Origin of the sequence: Streptomyces sp. MS19, from assembly GCF_047200595.1 — a bacterium.
Classification (GTDB): domain Bacteria; phylum Actinomycetota; class Actinomycetes; order Streptomycetales; family Streptomycetaceae; genus Streptomyces.
Genome location: NZ_JBJZOH010000023.1, coordinates 50,035 through 66,855 on the forward strand (window position 1 = coordinate 50,035; position 16,821 = coordinate 66,855).

The window sequence follows — 16,821 nt, forward strand, 5'->3', positions numbered from 1 at the left end:
GGGCGGCGCCGTGGCCGCGGGCCGCCGCCGGGCGTGAACGGCCGGGTCCCGCGGCCCGCTGTATGCTCGGCCCCGCAGAGGAACCCGCCGCGGTGCCCGACGACGCGGCGGCCCAGGGCTCCGGCCGCCGGACGCACCCGGGCGGCGCGGGGCCCTGCGCCATGTCGCAGCCGCGCCGGAACGGCCTGAGGGGAGCACGGGCGTGCACGAACTGATCACCAGCGCCGCCAACCCCCTGGTGAAGCGCGTCCGTTCGCTCGCCGACCGCAAGCACCGCCGCCGCGAGGGCGCGTTCGTCGTGGAGGGCGTCCAGCCGGTGTGGCGCGCCGTGGAGGCGGGGTGGGACGTCGACACCCTCGTGGTCGCGCCGGAACTGCTCGCGGGGACGGCGGCGGAGCGCATGGTCGCCCAGCGCGAGGCGGCCGGGACGCGCGTGGCACGCCTCGGCCGCGCCCTGTTCGAGCGGCTGGTGGACCGTGACGGTCCCGCCGGGCTCGCGGCAGTCGTCCGCACCAGGACGCGCGCCCTGGAGGACCTGGCGGTCGGTCCCGGCGCGGTGTTCACCGCGCTGGACAGGATCGCCAACCCGGGGAACCTGGGCACGGTCATCAGGACCGTGGACGCGGCGGGCGGCGCCGGGGTCGTCCTGATCGGGGACACCGTGGACCCGTTCGGCCCGGTCGCGGTGAAGGCGAGCATGGGGTCGCTGTTCGCCGTGGACGTGGCGCACGCGCCGGACGCCGGCACGTTCTTCGCCTGGGCGGCCGGGAACGGCGTGCGGGTGCTGGCCGCCTCGGGCGGCGCGGCGGACGACCACTGGGACGCGGCCTACCCGCCGCCGCTCGCCCTGCTGTTCGGCAGCGAACGCGAGGGCCTGCCGTCCGGCGTGCTGGAGCGCGCCGACGGGCGGCTGCGCATCCCGATGGTGGGTACGGCGGAGTCGCTGAACGTGGGCGTGGCGGCGGGCATCATGCTGTACGAGGCCAGGCGGCACCTGGTCGGCGCGGCGGAGGGCGGCGCCGCGCCGCACGCGTGACGCCTGTCAGACGGCTCCCGAGTCCTCCTCCACGGTCAGCGTGAGCACGGTGCGCGCCCACTCGGACTCGTGCAGGACGACGCAGTCCGTCACGACGCCGGTGACCCGCCGGTGCACGACGCGGTCCCTGCGGGGCGCGATCGCGAAGACGCCCTCCAGGTCCTCCGGGACGATGCCCTCGATCCGCCGCGTGCGGACCACACCGGTGGTCCACGCGCCGAGGTCGGCGACGTGTTCGCGGGAGCTGTAGGTGACGCCGGTCGTCAGGTCGCGTATCAGCGCGGCGTCGCCGGAGTCCGGCTTCCACCGGCCACTCCGCAACGGGCGGGTCCACCAGGTGAGTTCGACGCGGTGGCCCAGCGGGATGGGCGTCGGGCGGGTGAGTCGTACCATCACGCGCCCAGCGTAAGGCGGCCCACTGACAGTCAGGCCGCCCGTACGGGGGCGCGGGGCTTTCCGCCGGGTGGGGCCTTCTCGTGACGTTCGCCGGAGGAACGGATGCTCCCCCGCTTCCCTCCCCCGCGACGGCGGCGGCCGGGATCGTCGCGGGCGTCGGCCTGACCAGCCGGAGCGTGATCGTGCCCTGGCGTCACCGCCCCGTCCATGGCTCTCCCGAACCCGGCCCCCGGCCCCCGGCCCCGGTGACGCGTCCGCCCACCGCTTCCTCGCCGGGGCGACGCCGCTGCACGCCCCCGGTCAACAGCGCGGACGGCCACGAGTCGCCCTGTGCGACCAACCGCCTCGGCCGTTCCCGGCCGGCCCTGCGCCGGCGGCTGGTGCGGTATGTCGAGGCCATGGGCCAGTCATGGCACCGCCGTCCCGTCCGCACGGAAGGTGAACGCCGCCGCCCGCTCGCGGCGGGCGGCGGCGCGCGGCTCAGGGGCGGGGGCCGATGACGGTCTCCCGCTCCGTCACGGTGATGGCGGCGACCGGGCAGGAGTCCGCCGCGTCGAGGGCACTCTCGTCCGGGGCGATCGTGTCGGTGACGGGCGCGCTGTGGCGGCCGTCGAGCGCGAAGAGCGCGGGTGCCGTGCCGGCGCAGATGCCGGTGCCCATGCAGCGGCCGCGGTCCACGTCGAGGTGCCAGGCGGTCATGGGGCTCACCATCCGATCGGCATGGCGCGGGGGCCGCGGACGAGCAGTTCTTCCTTCCACAGCACCTCGCCCGCGAGCCGCAGGCCGGGGAAGCGCGTGATCAGCGCGCCGAGCCCCTCCTGGAGTTCGAGGCGGGCGAGGGGGGCGCCGAGGCAGTGGTGGACGCCGTGCCCGAAGCCGAGGTGGTGGGGGTCGGCGCGGCCGATGTCGAGCCGGCCGGCCTCGGCGAAGCGTCCGGGGTCCTGGTTGGCCGCGCCGACCGACACGAGGACCGGTTCGCCGGCGCGCACCAGCGTGCCGCCGACCTCGATGTCCTCCGTGGCGTACCGCGCGGCGCTCGCGCCCGCGCCGAGCGGCACGAAACGCAGCAGTTCCTCGACGGCCCCCGGCACCGCCGCCGGGTCGGCGCGCAGCCCGGCGAGCTGGTCGGGGTGGCGCAGCAGGGTGTGCACGAAGTTGGGCAGCTGGGTGGCGGTGGTCTCGTGCCCGGCGACGAGGACGGCGACGCACAGGTCGATCAGCTCCTCCTCGCTCAGCCGGTCGCCGTGGTCCCTGGCCTCCACGAGGGCGGTCATCAGGTCGTCCCGCGGCGCGCGCCGGTGCTCGGCGACGAGACCCGCCATGTACGCGCGCAGCTCACCCCGCACGGCCGTGAACTCCGCCTCGGTCATCGGGCTGGTGGACAGCAGGCTGTCGCTCCACACGCGGAACCGCGGCCGGTCTGCGGCCGGGACGCCGAGCAGCTGGCAGATCACGAAGACGGGGATGGGCAGGGCGTAGTCCTCCACCAGGTCCGCGGGCTGCCCCGCCGCCTCCATCGCGTCGAGCAGTTCCTCGGCGAGCGCGCGGACCTGCGGACGCAGCCGTTCCACCTGCCGGACGGTGAACGCCTTGGCGACCAGGGTGCGCAGCCGGGTGTGCTCGGGCGGGTCCATGGCGAGGATGCCGCTGCTGCGCCTGCCCTCGGACTGCCGCGGCTCGTCGCGCCCGACGGCGGCCGCGCGGCTGAAGCGGCGGTCGCCGAGGACGAGGCGGGCGTCGTCGTAGCGGGTGACGAGCCACGCGTCCTCGCCGTGGTTCATGCGGACGCGGGTGAGCCCCGGTGTCTCGCGGGCGGCGCGGTAGGGGGCGGCGAGGTCGAGTCCCTCCGTGTGGTTGAAGGGGTAGTGCACCGGCGCGGTCTGATCCATGGGGCCTCCCGGTCCTCTCGGTGGGGCCGGTCCTGTTCCCGGTCCGTCCACCGGCTCGGCGCGCGGCGCTTCTCCCTTTTCCCGCGCGGGAGGTGGACACGGCCGGGATCTCCGGCGGACACGGTGACGCTAGGAGCGGCGCCCGAGCCGCAACAAGGGGGCGGGGATTCCTTTGGGCCATGCGTGCCCGGGTGCGGCGGACCGCCCGAGATGACGGCGCGTACGGATTCGGCGTGGATCGCGTCCCGGTGTCCGCCAGGGAGGGGGCGAAGGCCCAGGTCAGCGGTCCGGCCGGGAAAGGATGACAGGATCAGTAAGTCACCGTTGAGTCAAGCGACCCAACGGCGATTCATTCCTACGGGACCATGGCAGCGCGCGCCACGGAATGGCTTCTTCCGCTCGCCTCGCGCGCGTTCCCGTGCATCCGGCCGCCCAGGCGGGTGTTCTCCCTTTCCCCCCGGCGGCCGATGGCACGCGTGTGCCCGCGCGGGAGGCGGCGCCCTGACCGGCGTGACGGGCAACGGCACGCCGGCGCCGGACCGTTACCGGATCCCGGTGCTGTGACCCACGCGGGGCGTGCCGCGCGCGGCACACGGGGCGCGGGCGCGGGCGGACCACCAGATCTTCCTCGACCTGTTCAGGAACGGCCGCATCCCCGGTCCGTGAACGCGCTCAGGACGGGCCGTGCCCGCCGTTCCCCCCGCCGTCCGTGAGGGCCGCGCGGCCGTGCCGGAGGATGCGGACGGCGCGGGGCAGGTCGTGGAGCTGCCCCGCGAGGACGTCGAGCACCTCGGGGAGCCCGCCGGACGGTTCACCGCGCGCGGTGAGGACGTGCGTGGACCAGGTGAGGTAGGCGGCGAGCAGGTCGTCGTCGTCCGTGTAGAGCGCGGCGGCGAGGAAGTCGACGACGGTGGCGACGCGCTGCGCCGACGGCCCGTCCCCGCCTGCCCAGGGGCCCCGTCCCCCGGGCTGCCTGCCGGGCGCGGTGCTCTTCCTGACCAGCTGCGCCGCGCTGCGGGTGACGAGCGTGTACTCCTGGTCGGCGAGGTGGGGCAGGTCGTCCACGGCGCGGTGGCCGGAGGCGGGGCGCGGCAGCGCGCCGCGGTCCAGCCGGTCGGCGGCGGCGCGCGCGTCGGGGCACCACAGGTCGGCGCCGAACAGCCGCGCGTACCGCCCGTCGGGGCCGAACGCGGGCCCGCCGACGAGGACGGGGATGCCGGTGGCCTGGCAGGCGATGATCGCCTCGTGCGCGGCGGGCAGCCGGGTCGACAGCGAGGTGGACAGCGCGACGAGGTCGGGCCCGGTGAGGTGCAGGTGCTCCACGAGGTGCGGGACGGGCACCTGGGCGCCGAGGTCGTCCACCCGCCAGCCGCGCAGCCGCAGGACCTCGACGAGCAGCCGCGCCGGGAGGGCGTGCCACTCACCGTCCACGCAGGCGACGGTGACCCTGCCGCGCTCGGCGTCGGGGCGCCGGACGGCCGGGTGGTCGAGCAGCGCGTCGATCACGCGGCCGTCGATGGCGGTGGCGGCGTGCTCGTCGGCGATGCCGACCTGGTTGTCGGCCCAGGCGTCGCCGATCCTGCGCTGCACGGCGCCGACGACGTCGAGCAGGACCTCCTCGGCGGGCATGCCGGATTCGAGCGCGGCGAAGGCGACCTGGGCGGCGGCGATCTCGTCGCCGCCGAGCACCGCGTCCCACAGCTCGGCCGCCCAGTCCTCCGCCGGGCGTGGCGCGGTCACGGCGCACCGTCCCGCCGGGCGCGCGGGGCGGCCGGGGCGCGCAGGACGACGAGCGCGATGTCGTCGTGCCGCCCCGAGCCGAGCCACTGGGCCACGATCATCTGGACGCGTTCCGTGACGGCCTCGGCGGGCAGGCCGACGCATTCGGCGAGGACGGCGCGGAGCCGTTCCTCGCCGAAGAACTCGTCGGCCGTGGGCCCGCCGCGCGCCTCGGTGATGCCGTCGGTGTAGAGGAGGCAGGCGTCGCCGGGCTCCAGGCGTACGCCGGCGGTGTGCGCCTCGACCTCGGGCAGGACGCCGAGGAGGCTGCCGCTCGTGTCGGCGGCCTCCACCGTGCCGTCGGCGCGCAGGACGAGGGGCACGGGGTGGCCCGCGCTGGTCAGGCGCAGATCCAGGGCGGAGCCGTCCCGGCCGACGGAGGCGAGGACGAGGGTGGCGAAGCGGTCGCCCGTGGTGTCGAGCAGGGAGCCGTTCAGCAGGCGCAGCAGCGTCGCGTGGTCGGGGGCGACGGGGATCAGGGCGTGCAGGGTGGTGCGGATCTTGCCGGTGAGGACGGCCGCGTCGAGGCCCTTGCCGCTGACGTCGCCGAGGACGACGAGCGGGTCGCCGCGGTCCGCCGAGCCGGGGTGCACGTCGTAGAAGTCGCCGCCGATACGTTCCGTGTCGCCCGAGGGACGGTAGCCGGAGGCGAACTCGACGCCTTCGAGCGGGGGCACGCCCGGCGGCAGCAGGTCGCGCGTCAGGGTGGCGGTGATGGCGGACTGCTCCGCGTACAGCCGGGCGGCGGACATCGCGGCGCCCGCGCGGGACGCGAAGAGCCGCAGGGTCACGTCGTCGCTGTCGTCGCTGTCGTCGGGGGCCGGGCTCCCGGGGCGCTGGAGCAGGAACATCGCGCCCGCCGACGTGCCGTGTCCCGGCAGGGGGGTCAGCAGGGCGGAGCCCACAGGGCCCATGCCGGGGGGCAGGGCCCATCCGGGGAGGGCGGCGGGGTCGATGCCCTCGGCCGTGGGGGTGTGGCCGCCCAGGATGCGCTCCAGCTCCGGGGGGAGGTCGTCGGGGTCGAGGGCCAGGGTCCGTCGCAGGGGGTCATGGCCGCGGACGCAGTACGTGACGAAGTGGGCCGGTTCCATGCTGGTGGCGATCACGGTGACGCCGTCGGCGATGTGGGTCGAGGCGAGCCAGGCCGTGGCCTCCATGCACCGGTCGAGGTTGAGGGAGGCCAGGAGGCGGTTCGACAGCTCGGCGAGGAAGGCGGTGCGGTCGCGCTCGCGGTGGAGGGCCTCGGCGAGGTCGTGGTCGGGGCTGTCGTCGGCGAGCCACCAGGTGATGCCGCCGCCGGGCCCGGCCGTGGGGGTGGCCCGCACGGTGCGGCCGCCCACCGGGCCGCGTACGGCGTGGTGGTCACCGAAAGTCGTTTCGGGTTCCCGCTGTGTCAGGCGGTGGTGGGCCGAGCCGAGCCAGTCGGGGGCGGCCTCCGACAGCGGCCGTCCCGGGGCGGCGGCGGGCAGGAGCGCGAGGGCGCCCTCGTTCGCCCGGAGCACGGTCCCGTCCGCGCCCGCGACCAGCACGGGGCAGGGGACCGACTCCCAGGAGGGGCCGGTCCCCGTGGCGTGCGCGGGGGCGGCGGAACTCGTCACTCGGCGGGACCTCACAGTGCGCGGCGGGGTCTCCACCATCGCGCAGACGCCCCCTGTCGGCACGCGGGGTGCGCCGGACAGGGGGCGTGGCGGGTGCTGCGGGGGTCGGCGTCAGTGGTTGACGTCGTGCTCGTGGAGGAACGGCATGGGGTCCTCGGCGGAACCGTAGTCCGGCGTGCTGCGGACCTCGAAGTGCAGGTGGGGGCCGCTGCTGTTGCCGGTGTTGCCGGAGCGGGCGATCTCCTCGCCGGTACTCACCCGCTGGCCGGGCTTCACGTCGATCTCGGAGAGGTGCGCGTACTGGGTGTAGGTGTCGTCGTCGTGCTTGACGACGACCGCGTTGCCGTACGCCGGGCCGTCGCCGGCGCCGTTGCCGCCGGCCTTCACGACGGTGCCGCCGTGCACGGCCTGGACCGTGGTGCCGACGTCCACGGCGTAGTCCTGGCCGCTGTGCTTGTGGGCCCAGCGGTCACCGCTGTGGCCGTAGGAGGCGGAGAGGTCGTAGTCGCCGTCGATGGGGGCGGTCCAAGTCGTGGCGGCCTTGTGCTGGGCATCCGCCTGGGCGCCCGCGCTGCTGGCGAGGGCGGTCGCGGTGGCGGTGCTGTCGATGTGCGCCGTGGTCTCGGCGGCGCTGCCGCCCGTACCGACGGCTGCGGCGCCGGTGACTCCGGCGGAGGCGACCAGACCGGTGGCCAGGGCGACACCCGCACGGGAGCGCAGTCGCATGTCCTTCAGGCTGCGGATCGTGATGCTGTTCGGCATGGGAAGTACCTCGCAGTATTCGGGGTCGTCGGCCCAGGTCCGGGCTGACACGTTCATGGATAACCGCCGGTGCCGGAGGGGTTCAAGCAAGGCATTCCCGAGGCGAGGTAGTAGGGAAGAACGACAATGCGACGGCGGAATAGGCCCGTTTTCCGCCACGGCGCCGCAGGCGGGACCAAAGGCACCTGCGTGACGCGGGCGCGGCGCCCTGACCTGGGCCTTCGTGGCGTACACGGTGAGGGCGGCGCTGCGGAGCGAAGTGACGCGGTCCGTTTGTCGGGACGGCCCGGGACGAAAGTCCCGGGACCGAGGGAATTACCGTGCTACTAAAGAAGGCAGTACCCGCCGGAAAGCGTGTGAGCAGCGCCACGGGAACGGGCCGGAAAAGCGGTCCGGAAACCGCCCGCCGCCGCGCGCCACGACCCGGCCGTCCCGCCGCCGCGGTGACACAGCGCGAGAGGAACGCTCCGCAGCGCCACGCGGACCGCGGCGCCGTCTCCGCCAGGCGCCACAGACCGCGTCGCCTCGTCCACGGAGCGCGGCCCGCGCCCCCGTGTCACTCCCCGGCTGCGGGCGGGTGGCGGGGCACTTAGTCTCGGAGAACGCCCTGGTGGAAAACCCGGGAGAGCGAGGAGACCCCCATGCGCCGCAACCGCTCACCCTTCCTCGGCCCCGTCGTCGGGGCCGCCGCCGGTGCCGCGGGCACCACCGCGCTGAACGCCGTCACCTACGCCGACATGGCGCTGCGGGGCAGGCCCGCGAGCAGCACCCCGGAGACCACCGTCGAGAAGCTGTCGGACCGCACGCACATCCCGGTACCGGGTGACGACGGCACGCGGCCGCACCGCGTCTCCGCGCTCGGCGCGCTGACCGGCATCGCCGCCGGGGTCGGCGCGGGCGCGGCGCTGGGCGCCCTCCGCGCGGCGGGCTGGCGGCCGGGCACCGCGCTGTGCGCGGCGGGGGCGACGCTGACGGCGCTGGCGGCGTCCAACGGCCCGATGACGGTGCTGCGCGTGACGGACCCCCGGACGTGGAGCGCGGGCGACTGGGTCAGCGACGTGGTGCCGCACGCCGCGTACGGCGCCGTGACCGCCTGGCTGCTGGAGCGCCTCGACCCGGCCTGACCCCCGCCCGTCACACCTCGATCTCGCCGCCCACGGTCCGCAGATGCTCGCGGAACGTGAGCGAGGGGTCGTCCCGGCGGCGCTCCAGGTAGGCGCGGAACGCGACCTGCTCCCGCAGCGTCACCCCGGCGCGGATGCGGTCGGCCTGGGCGCGCTCGGTGTCGCGGATGCCGGCCGCCGCGTCGAGGAGCCCGGCGGCTCCGGCGTCCGGCACGAACAGCACCCCGTCGTCGTCCGCGAGCACCAGGTCGGAGCGGCCGACCGTCCACTCCCCCACCTGCGCCGACTCCAGGGCCTCCGGCGGGCTCGGGTCGAGCCGCCGCGGCCCGGCCGGGAGGGCGCCGAGGCTGACGACGGGGAGGCCGATCGCGCGCAGGTCGGCCGTGTCGCGGTGCAGTCCCCAGACGACGACGCCCGCGACGCCCGCCGCGCGCGCCTCCAGGACGGCGAGGTCGCCGACGCACGCCTCGTCGGTGCGGCCGCCGTTGTCGATCACCAGGACGTCGCCGGGCGCCGCCGCCTCGAAGGCTTCGAGGAAGACATCGACGCTGCCGGAGTGGCGGACGGGCAGGACGCGCCCGGCGATGCGCGTGCCCGGGGTGAGAGGCCGCAGCCCGGCGGGGGCGCAGCGGACGGGTACGCCGAGGCGCAGGCAGGCGTCGGCGACGTGGGCGGTGGTGAGGGTGGCGAAGTGGCGGGCGATCTCCGCGTTCCCGGTGAGGTGGGCGGAGCGCGCGGGGGGCGCGTCCGCCGTACCGGTGATGTTCTCCATGGCTGTGCCTCGCTGGTCGGGCCCCGGCACGGAGCGAGTGCCACCGCACCGGGGCCGACTTTACGCGACGGGTCGGACACCGGCAGGACCGTCGCGCCGGGCCCGGCCGGTCAGATCGCGGGGTTCGCGGGTGCCGGGTACGGGCGCTCGGCGGGGAGGAGGCGGGCGGCCTCACCGGTGCGCCCGGCGCGGACGCGGGCGTGGATCTCGTGCGCGAGCGGGATGACGTCCGTGACGCCGGTGCTCCAGTCGTCGGCGGAGCGGCGCGACGCGTCGCCCGCGAGGCCGAGTTGCCGGGAGCGGCAGGGAGCGGCAGGGCAGCGGCCGCAGGCGCAGGTCGCGCTCGGGGTCCCGCTGGACGCGCGCGGGCGCCCGCCGGAGCGCCCGCCACCGGGCCGCCTCGTCGGCGTGGCGGCCCGGCACGTGGTGGGGAGAGGCAGGCGTTCTCCAGGGCCCAGGTGAAGCCGTCGCGGCGCAGGTCGATCGCGAGGACCGTCTCCTGGTCCGGCTTCGTGGCCCAGCCGCAGCGGTACGTCATCCACAGGAACGCCGGCTTCACCCACGTCGTCCGGCCGCGCCTCCAGGCGGCGGGGAAGCGGCCGTCGCGGGCGGCGGGCAGGCCGAGGGCGGGCGCGTACGCCTGGTGGACGGTGAGGGTGTCGGCGGCGGTGCAGGCGGCGCGTATCTGCCGGCAGGGGATGTCGTCCGGCGGTGGCATGCCCGGAGTCCGGCACGCGGATTTCCCGGCGCGCGGGCGGCCGGGGAACCGGTCACACATCCGGGACTTGACCAGCACGAAGCTCCGGCCGGAGAGTGTGCGGCAGCACAGACCGAGAGGAAATTCATGGCCGGCGAGCGCCCCGCGCTGTACGAGATGTTCGACGACCGGTTCCGCACCGGCCGGTGCATGAACGGCGACGCCGGCCTGGAGGTCCTGCACACCGGCAGCCGCTGGGCCGAGGGGCCCGTCTACGTGCCCGCGTGGCGGCAGCTGCTCTGGAGCGACATACCCAACGACCGCCTGCTGCGCTGGGACGAGGAGACCGGCGCCGTCGCCGTCTTCCGCCGCTCCGCCGGGCACACCAACGGCAACACCCTCGACCGCGAGGGCCGCCTCATCACCTGCGAGCAGGGCAACCGCCGGGTGACGCGCACCGAGCACGACGGCACCGTGACGGTCCTGGCCGACCGCTGGCAGGGCAAGCGGCTGAACAGCCCCAACGACGCTGCGGTCAAGTCGGACGGCTCCATCTGGTTCTCCGACCCGGACTACGGCATCACCAGCGACTACGAGGGCCACCTGGCGGACAGCGAGATCGGCGCGAACAACGTCTACCGCGTAGACCCGGCCACCGGCGAGGTGCGCCTTGTCGCGGACGGCTTCCGGGGGCCGAACGGGCTGGTCTTCTCGGCGGACGAGAAGCGGCTGTTCGTCTCCGACAGCGGCGCCAACCTCATCCGCGTCCTCGACGTGCGCGACGACGGCACGCTCTCCGACGGCGAGGTCTTCGCCGAGGGCGGGGCGCGCCGGAACGCCAACTTCGACAACATACGCTTCGACGCCGACGGACGGCTCTGGGCCGCCGCGATGGACGACGGCGTGCACTGCTACGACCCCGACGGCACGCTGCTCGGGCGGCTCGCCGTCCCGCAGACGGCCGCCAACATCGCCTGGGGCGGCGCCAAGCGCAACCGGCTGTTCATCACCGCCCGGACGACCCTGTACTCGGTGGTCATGGGCGTCACGGGCACGCACCAGACCGGCCCCGGCCGCCGCCGGCGGGACGCGCCCGCCGGCTGACGCGGACGGCCCGCCGCCCGCGCGTCCCGCCGGCGGCTCAGCCGACGTGGATGCGCGGGCGGCGGGCCGGGTCGCGTTCGGCGCGGCGCAGGACCTCCCGCGCGACCGGCGCGACCTCGCCGTCCCCGAACACCAGGAAGCGCAGCAGGTGCCCCAGCGGGTGCCCCTCGGTCCAGGTGAAGTAGGCGTGCGGGACGGTGCCGGTGCGGTCCCGCAGGTGCAGCAGCACGGCCGCGATGGTGTTGGCCACGGCGGCGCCCCGGACGCGCAGGACGCGGTAGCCGTGGCACTCCTCGCCGTGCACCGTCACATCGGCGGCGAAGTCGGACGAGTCGTCCACCGTCACTTCGAGGAACAGCGTGTGCCGCCGGTCGGGGATCGGCGTCTCCTCGCACTGACTGTCCTGCTTCTCGCGGTACTCGCGCTCGTCCCGGGCGTCCGGCTCGTTGGCGATGATGCGCAGCGGCCCCCGGGCGGCGGCCTCGTCGATGAGGCGGGCGGCGGTGGCGTCGAGGGTGATGTCGCCCGACCGCAGCTCGAAAGCGCGGTGGACGCGTGACCCGAAGGACGTGACGAGGATGCCGACGATGAACAGGGCGGCGATCCGCAGGCCGTCGGGGCGCTCGATGACGTTGACGACCAGTGTGTACAGGAGCACGGCGGTGACCAGGCCGAACCCGGCGGTGGCGCGGCGGTGCCCGCGGTGGCGTGCGGAGACCGTGACCGCGAACGACGCCGAGACCATCAGCACGAGGACGCCGGTCGCGTACGCCCCGCCCTGCGCGTCCACGTCCGCCTCGAACAGGATGGTGACGGTGAACGCGATGGCGACGAAGAGCAGCACCAGCGGGCGCACCGCCCGGGTCCACTCGGGCGCCATGCCGTACCGGGGCAGGTAGCGCGGCACGAGGTTCAGCAGCCCGGCGAGGGCGGAGGCGCCGGCGAACCAGAGGATCGCGATGGTGGAAAGGTCGTAGACCGTGCCGAACGCCTCGCCCAGGTAGCGGTGGGCCAGGTACGCGAGCGCCCGGCCGTTGGCCTCGCCGCCGCTCTCGAATTCGTCGCGCGGTATCAGCAGGGTGGTGGCGAGGCTGGAGACGAGGAGGGCGCCGCTCATGACCAGCGCGGCCGTGGTGAGCAGCCGCCTGGTGTCGCGTACGCGCCCGGCGGGCCGTTCCTCGGTGTCGGTGGCGTCGCCGCGCACCTGCGGCATGACGGCGACGCCCGTCTCGAAGCCGGACATGCCGAGGGCGAGGCGCGGGAAGACCAGCAGGGCGACGGCGATCATCGCCACCGGTGACGCGTGCTCGGCCGACGCCGCGTCCCACCAGTCGTCCACCACCACCGGGTCGTCGAGGATGTGCCGCGCGGCGGTGGCGAGCACCACGAGGTTGAGCAGCAGGTAGGTGCCGACGAGCCAGACGGCCATGCCGATGGCCTCGCGGAAGCCCTTGAGGAAGACGGCGCCGAGGGCGGCGATCAGCAGCAGGGTGATCCACATGTTGCCGTCGTGCATCCAGCCGGGCGCGACGGGGTTCTCCACGGCGTGCGCGGCGGCGTCGGCGGCCGACAGCGTGATGGTGATCATGAAGTCGGTGGCGGCGAAGCCGAGCAGGACGAGGACGAAGACCTTCCCCGCCCACCAGGGCAGCAGCCGTTCCAGCATCGCGATGGACCCCTCGCCGTGCGGGCTCTCGCGGGCGACGCGCCGGTAGACGGGCAGGGCGCCGAGGAGGGTCAGCGCGACGAGGACGAGGGTCGCCAGCGGGGAGAGCAGTCCCGCGGCGAGTGCGGCGATGCCCGGCTGGTAGCCGAGCGTGGAGAAGTAGTCGACGCCGGTCAGGCACATCACGCGCCACCACGGGTGGCCCTCGGTCCTGCTGGGCGCGGTGGCGTGCGGGCCGGGGTGGCGGGCGGCGCGCTCGCTCAGGCCGTCGAGCAGCCAGCCGCGGAAGCGGCGGGACGGTACGGCGGCGGCCGTCTGCTGGGTGCCGGTCACGACCGCGCACCTCCGGGACCACTCGAACCACAGGAAGCGGTAGGCACGAGGAGCGAGTATCGCCGAGCGGAGGGAGCGGTGACGCCGGGGTCCAGGGGGCGTGCTGGAGCCCGCGCGGGGCGCCCGCCGGCAGGGCGCGCGGCTCAACTGCCAGGCACGATGGCACGGATGGGGCGTGCGCGGGCCCCGCCGGGCGCGCCTCGGACGGCGCGCGCGGGCGTGCGCGCCGGGATATCCCTGACGGCTTCTTGACGAACTCCCGGCAGGTTCTTGACGGCGGCCACGGCGGCCGTCCACGCGGCGCCACCTCACGCGTGCCGGGAGTCACCGGACGGGCCTGGTCGGGGGCCGCGGCGTGGCAGGTCAGGACGCCAGGCGGTCAGGTGGTGGGGCTGGGCGACGGCGTGCCCCCGGTCCGCGGGGTCCCCGGGGCGGGAGCGGGGGCGAGCACGGGCAGCGGCAGTCCGATGGCGCGGACGTCCACCCCCGCGTACGCCGCCGACCAGTCGATGGGGACCCCCGCCACGTACGCCTCCGCCACCGAGCGGAGGAAGCGGCCCGGACTGCCGTCCGAGCGGACGGCGGACGCGATGACGGCGGGGCGTTCGTGGACCGTCTCCAGCGTCTGCCGCATGCCGAGGGTCAGCACGGGATGCGGGCCGGCCTCGATGAACACGGTGTGGCCGCGCACGGCCGCCGCGCGGACCGCCGACTCGAAGCGGACGGGACCGCTGAGGTTGCGGTACCAGTAGGCGGCGTCGAGCCGCGCGGTGTCGAGGAGGCGTCCGGTGACGGTCGAGTAGAACGGGGTGGGCGCGGCGCGTCCGGTGATGCGCGCGAGGTCGGTGAGCTGCCGTTCGCGGAGGGCCGCCATGTGCGGCGGCGAGTGCGCCGCGTATCCGGCGGGCACGCGCAGGGCGCCCACGCGGTCGGCGAGCAGCCCGGCCAGGAACCGTTCGGCCGCCTCGCGGTCGCCCGACACGACGACGGACCGCGGCCCGTTGACGGCGGCGACGGTCAGCCGTCCCGGCCAGGGGCGCAGCCGCACGGCCGCCTCGGTGACCGGCAGCCGCACCGCGACCATCTCGCCCGTGCCGACCAGGGCGGCCTGCGCGCGGCCCCAGGAGGCGGCGATCTCGGCGGCCTCGGCGAGGGTCAGCGCACCGCACTCGTGGGCGGCGGCGAACTCGCCGATGCTGTGTCCGATGACGGCGGCGGGCGTCACGCCGTACGACCGCCACAGCGCGGCGAGGGCCAGCGTGACGGCGAACAGCGCGGGCTGGCAGACGTCCATGCGGTCGGGGGGCGGGGTGCCCGGGGCCCCGGACAGCACGCCGGGCAGGGACCAGCCGGTGTGCGGGCGCAGCGCGCGGTCGCACTCCTCGATGCGCCGGGCGAAGACGGGGGCGTGCGCGAGCAGTCCGCGCCCCATGGCGGGCGACTGCGCGCCGAGGCCGGGGAAGACGAGGACCGGCTGCGCGGACCCGGCGGCCACGCCCCTGACGACCTGCGGCGACGCCTCCCCGGCGGCCAGCCTGCGCAGTCCGGCGAGGCAGTCGGCCCGGTCGGCGTAGAGCAGGACGGCGCGGTGCTCCGGGTACGCGGGGGCTTCCCGGCGGGCGGGGGGCGGCCCTTCGCCGGGCTCCCCCGCGAGCCGTGCGGCGAGGGCACGGGCGCGGCGGCGCAGTCCTTCGGCGCTGGACGAGGACAGCGGCAGGGGAAGGACGGTGGACTCCGGCATCTGCGTATCCCTCACAGGGGCGAGAACTCCAACGCGCGGGCCATGGCGGATCGGCCGTGACGCGGTGGGCCACGGCGCAGGGACCACGCAGGGACCACTGTGGGCGATCACTTCCCTGACCGCCTGCGGCGAACCGCGGGCGCCGACGGGTTCACCCGATGGCGTGCAGGGGCGTTCCGCCGAGAAGGGGCGCGAGGGCGCGCCGCAGGTCGCGCGGGGCGCGGACGTGCACGGCGGTCATACCGGTGCGGCGGGCGGCAGCCACGTTGGCGGCGGAGTCGTCCGCGAACAGGCAGCGCCGCGGCGGCACTCCGAGCCTGTCGGCGGCGGCGAGGAACGCGGCGGGGTCGGGCTTGGCGACGCCGATGCGGGCGGTGTTCACGACCTCGTCGGCGAGGCCGGGCGGGAGGGTGGCGGCGAGGTCGCTCTCCAGCCGGGTGGTCGCGTTGGACAGCAGGGCGACGGGGACGACCGCGCGGGCGGCCCGCAGCAGGGCCGCCACCTCCTCGTCGGTCGTGGGCACGAGGGCCGACCATTCGGCGACGGCCGCGCGGGCGGCCGGTCCGTGGCGCGCGGCGAGGTCGTCGGCGACGGCGGCGCGCCACTCCTCGTCGGTCACGCGGCCGGTGATCGCGGGGAGCAGCCTGGCCTCGGCGAACGCGGCGGCGGCGAGCGCGCCGGCGGGCAGGCCGTGCCGCCGCTCGACCGGGCCGGCGTCCGGCCAGTGCCTGAGCACGCCGTCCAGGTCGCAGATCACGGCGTCGTGCGGGCGGGCCGTCATGCGGAAAGCATCCCCGCGGCGTCCACCGCGTCCGCAGCCGGCGCCGCCTGACGGACGAGGGTGTCGAGGGACAGCCCGAGGGCCCCCGCGAGGGCGGCCACCGTGAAGAACGACGGGGTCGGGGCGCGGCCGGTCTCGATCTTGCGGAGCGTCTCGGCGGAGACGCCGGCCGCCGCCGCCACGTCCGCCATGCTGCGCTCGCCCCTGGCCTCGCGCAGCAGCGCGCCGAAGCGCTCGCCGCGTTCGCGTTCCCAGGGGGTCAGCGGGGTCCTCACCATGACCGTGATACTAATACCGGTATAAGAATTGCGCGCCCCGGGGTGTGCCCCGGGGCGCGCGGAAGGGACCGGGACATGGTGGAGATCAAGACGGACGCGGCGCTGGACGCCATGCGCGAGGCCGGGCGTGTCGTCGCACGGGCGCTGGCCGCCGCGCAGGAGGCGGCGGCGGTCGGGGTGACCCTGCGGGAGCTGGACGAGGCGGCGCGCGCCGTCCTCGACGGGGCGGGCGCCCGCTCGCCGTTCCTGGGGTACCTGCCGTCGTTCGCGCCGACGCCGTTCCCCGCCGTGACGTGCGTGTCCGTCAACGACGCGCTGGTGCACGGCATCCCGGACGGCTACCGCCTGCGCGAGGGCGACGTGGTGAGCGTGGACTGCGGCGCCGAACTGGACGGCTGGACGGGCGACGCGGCGGTCACCTTCGCCGTCGGCACCCCTAGCCCGGCGGACGCGGCGCTGATCGACGCGGCGCGGCGCGCGCTCGACGCCGGGATCGCGGCGGCGACGGTGGGCAACAGGACCGGCGACATCGGGCACGCCGTCTCCCGCGTGACGCGCGCGGCCCGCTGCGGCAGCCCCGTCGACTTCGGCGGCCACGGCATCGGCCGCCGCATGCACGAGGACCCGCACGTGGCGAACCGGGGGCGCCCCGGCCGGGGCTTCCCGCTGCGGCACGGGCTGACGCTCGCCATCGAGCCGATGCTGATCTCCGGCGGCGGCGACGCGTACGTCACCGCGCCGGACGGCTGGACGCTGCGGACGGCGGACGGCAGCCGGGCCGCCCACTTCGAGCACACCGTCGCCGTCACCGCCGACGGGCCGCGCGTCCTCACGCTCCCCTGACCACCGCCCCGCCGCCGCGGTC

Annotated in this window: 15 protein-coding genes and 1 pseudogene; 4 read left to right on the top strand and 12 right to left on the bottom strand. The window is 75.9% G+C overall.

Features of this window, described 5'->3' with window-relative positions; all coding sequences use genetic code 11:
* The first annotated feature begins 202 nt into the window (after positions 1-202).
* Positions 203-1,036 (top strand): TrmH family RNA methyltransferase, encoded by an 834-nt coding sequence (locus ACL02R_RS20725; protein WP_412798455.1) that lies wholly within the window; start codon positions 203-205, stop codon positions 1,034-1,036.
* A 6-nt stretch (positions 1,037-1,042) separates the two neighbouring features.
* On the opposite strand, the gene ACL02R_RS20730 is transcribed toward ACL02R_RS20725, so the two are convergent.
* From ACL02R_RS20730 to ACL02R_RS20755, 6 genes are all read right to left on the bottom strand, one after another.
* Positions 1,043-1,432 carry a hypothetical protein gene (locus tag ACL02R_RS20730; RefSeq protein ID WP_412798456.1) on the bottom strand — a complete coding sequence of 130 codons (390 nt, stop codon included), beginning with the start codon at positions 1,430-1,432 and terminating at the stop codon, positions 1,043-1,045.
* A 480-nt stretch (positions 1,433-1,912) separates the two neighbouring features.
* Positions 1,913-2,131 (bottom strand): ferredoxin, encoded by a 219-nt coding sequence (locus ACL02R_RS20735; RefSeq protein ID WP_412798457.1) that lies wholly within the window; start codon positions 2,129-2,131, stop codon positions 1,913-1,915.
* Positions 2,132-2,136: 5 nt separating this feature from the next.
* Entirely contained in the window at positions 2,137-3,321 is a 1,185-nt protein-coding gene (locus ACL02R_RS20740) for a cytochrome P450 (protein ID WP_412798458.1), read from the bottom strand.
* Positions 3,322-3,993: 672 nt separating this feature from the next.
* Complete coding sequence (locus ACL02R_RS20745) at positions 3,994-5,061, bottom strand: B12-binding domain-containing protein (protein WP_412798459.1); 1,068 nt, start codon at positions 5,059-5,061, stop codon at positions 3,994-3,996.
* On the bottom strand, positions 5,058-6,737 hold the full coding sequence (locus ACL02R_RS20750) for a PP2C family protein-serine/threonine phosphatase (RefSeq protein ID WP_412798460.1): 1,680 nt from the start codon (positions 6,735-6,737) through the stop codon (positions 5,058-5,060). The genes ACL02R_RS20745 and ACL02R_RS20750 overlap by 4 nt, the downstream gene beginning before the upstream one ends.
* 72 nt (positions 6,738-6,809) lie before the next feature.
* Positions 6,810-7,460 (bottom strand): M23 family metallopeptidase, encoded by a 651-nt coding sequence (locus ACL02R_RS20755; protein ID WP_412798461.1) that lies wholly within the window; start codon positions 7,458-7,460, stop codon positions 6,810-6,812.
* A 641-nt stretch (positions 7,461-8,101) separates the two neighbouring features.
* On the opposite strand from ACL02R_RS20755, the gene ACL02R_RS20760 reads away from it, so the two are divergent.
* Positions 8,102-8,584, top strand: a complete 483-nt coding sequence (locus tag ACL02R_RS20760; protein ID WP_412798462.1) for a hypothetical protein — start codon at positions 8,102-8,104, stop codon at positions 8,582-8,584.
* 10 nt (positions 8,585-8,594) lie between these two features.
* Here ACL02R_RS20760 and ACL02R_RS20765 read toward each other — a convergent pair whose 3' ends face one another.
* Both ACL02R_RS20765 and ACL02R_RS20770 read right to left on the bottom strand, forming a co-directional pair.
* Positions 8,595-9,287: an RraA family protein gene (locus tag ACL02R_RS20765; RefSeq protein WP_412798484.1), complete on the bottom strand. Its 693-nt coding sequence runs from the start codon at positions 9,285-9,287 to the stop codon at positions 8,595-8,597.
* Positions 9,288-9,466: 179 nt separating this feature from the next.
* A pseudogene (locus tag ACL02R_RS20770) lies at positions 9,467-10,074 on the bottom strand (DUF4291 domain-containing protein).
* A gap of 126 nt (positions 10,075-10,200) precedes the next feature.
* On the opposite strand from ACL02R_RS20770, the gene ACL02R_RS20775 reads away from it, so the two are divergent.
* On the top strand, positions 10,201-11,157 hold the full coding sequence (locus tag ACL02R_RS20775) for an SMP-30/gluconolactonase/LRE family protein (RefSeq protein ID WP_412798463.1): 957 nt from the start codon (positions 10,201-10,203) through the stop codon (positions 11,155-11,157).
* A gap of 37 nt (positions 11,158-11,194) precedes the next feature.
* Here ACL02R_RS20775 and ACL02R_RS20780 read toward each other — a convergent pair whose 3' ends face one another.
* The 4 genes from ACL02R_RS20780 to ACL02R_RS20795 form a co-directional block, all read right to left on the bottom strand.
* Complete coding sequence (locus ACL02R_RS20780; RefSeq protein ID WP_412798464.1) at positions 11,195-13,156, bottom strand: amino acid transporter; 1,962 nt, start codon at positions 13,154-13,156, stop codon at positions 11,195-11,197.
* Between the two features lie 379 nt (positions 13,157-13,535).
* Positions 13,536-14,897 carry an acyltransferase domain-containing protein gene (locus tag ACL02R_RS20785; RefSeq protein ID WP_412798465.1) on the bottom strand — a complete coding sequence of 454 codons (1,362 nt, stop codon included), beginning with the start codon at positions 14,895-14,897 and terminating at the stop codon, positions 13,536-13,538.
* 151 nt (positions 14,898-15,048) lie between these two features.
* Positions 15,049-15,678, bottom strand: a complete 630-nt coding sequence (locus ACL02R_RS20790; RefSeq protein WP_412798466.1) for an HAD-IA family hydrolase — start codon at positions 15,676-15,678, stop codon at positions 15,049-15,051.
* Positions 15,675-15,956: a helix-turn-helix domain-containing protein gene (locus ACL02R_RS20795; protein WP_412798467.1), complete on the bottom strand. Its 282-nt coding sequence runs from the start codon at positions 15,954-15,956 to the stop codon at positions 15,675-15,677. The genes ACL02R_RS20790 and ACL02R_RS20795 overlap by 4 nt, the downstream gene beginning before the upstream one ends.
* Before the next feature lie 75 nt (positions 15,957-16,031).
* On the opposite strand from ACL02R_RS20795, the gene map reads away from it, so the two are divergent.
* A complete protein-coding gene (map, locus tag ACL02R_RS20800) occupies positions 16,032-16,799 on the top strand; it encodes a type I methionyl aminopeptidase (protein WP_412798468.1) in 768 nt (255 codons plus the stop codon).
* Positions 16,800-16,821 lie beyond the last annotated feature (22 nt).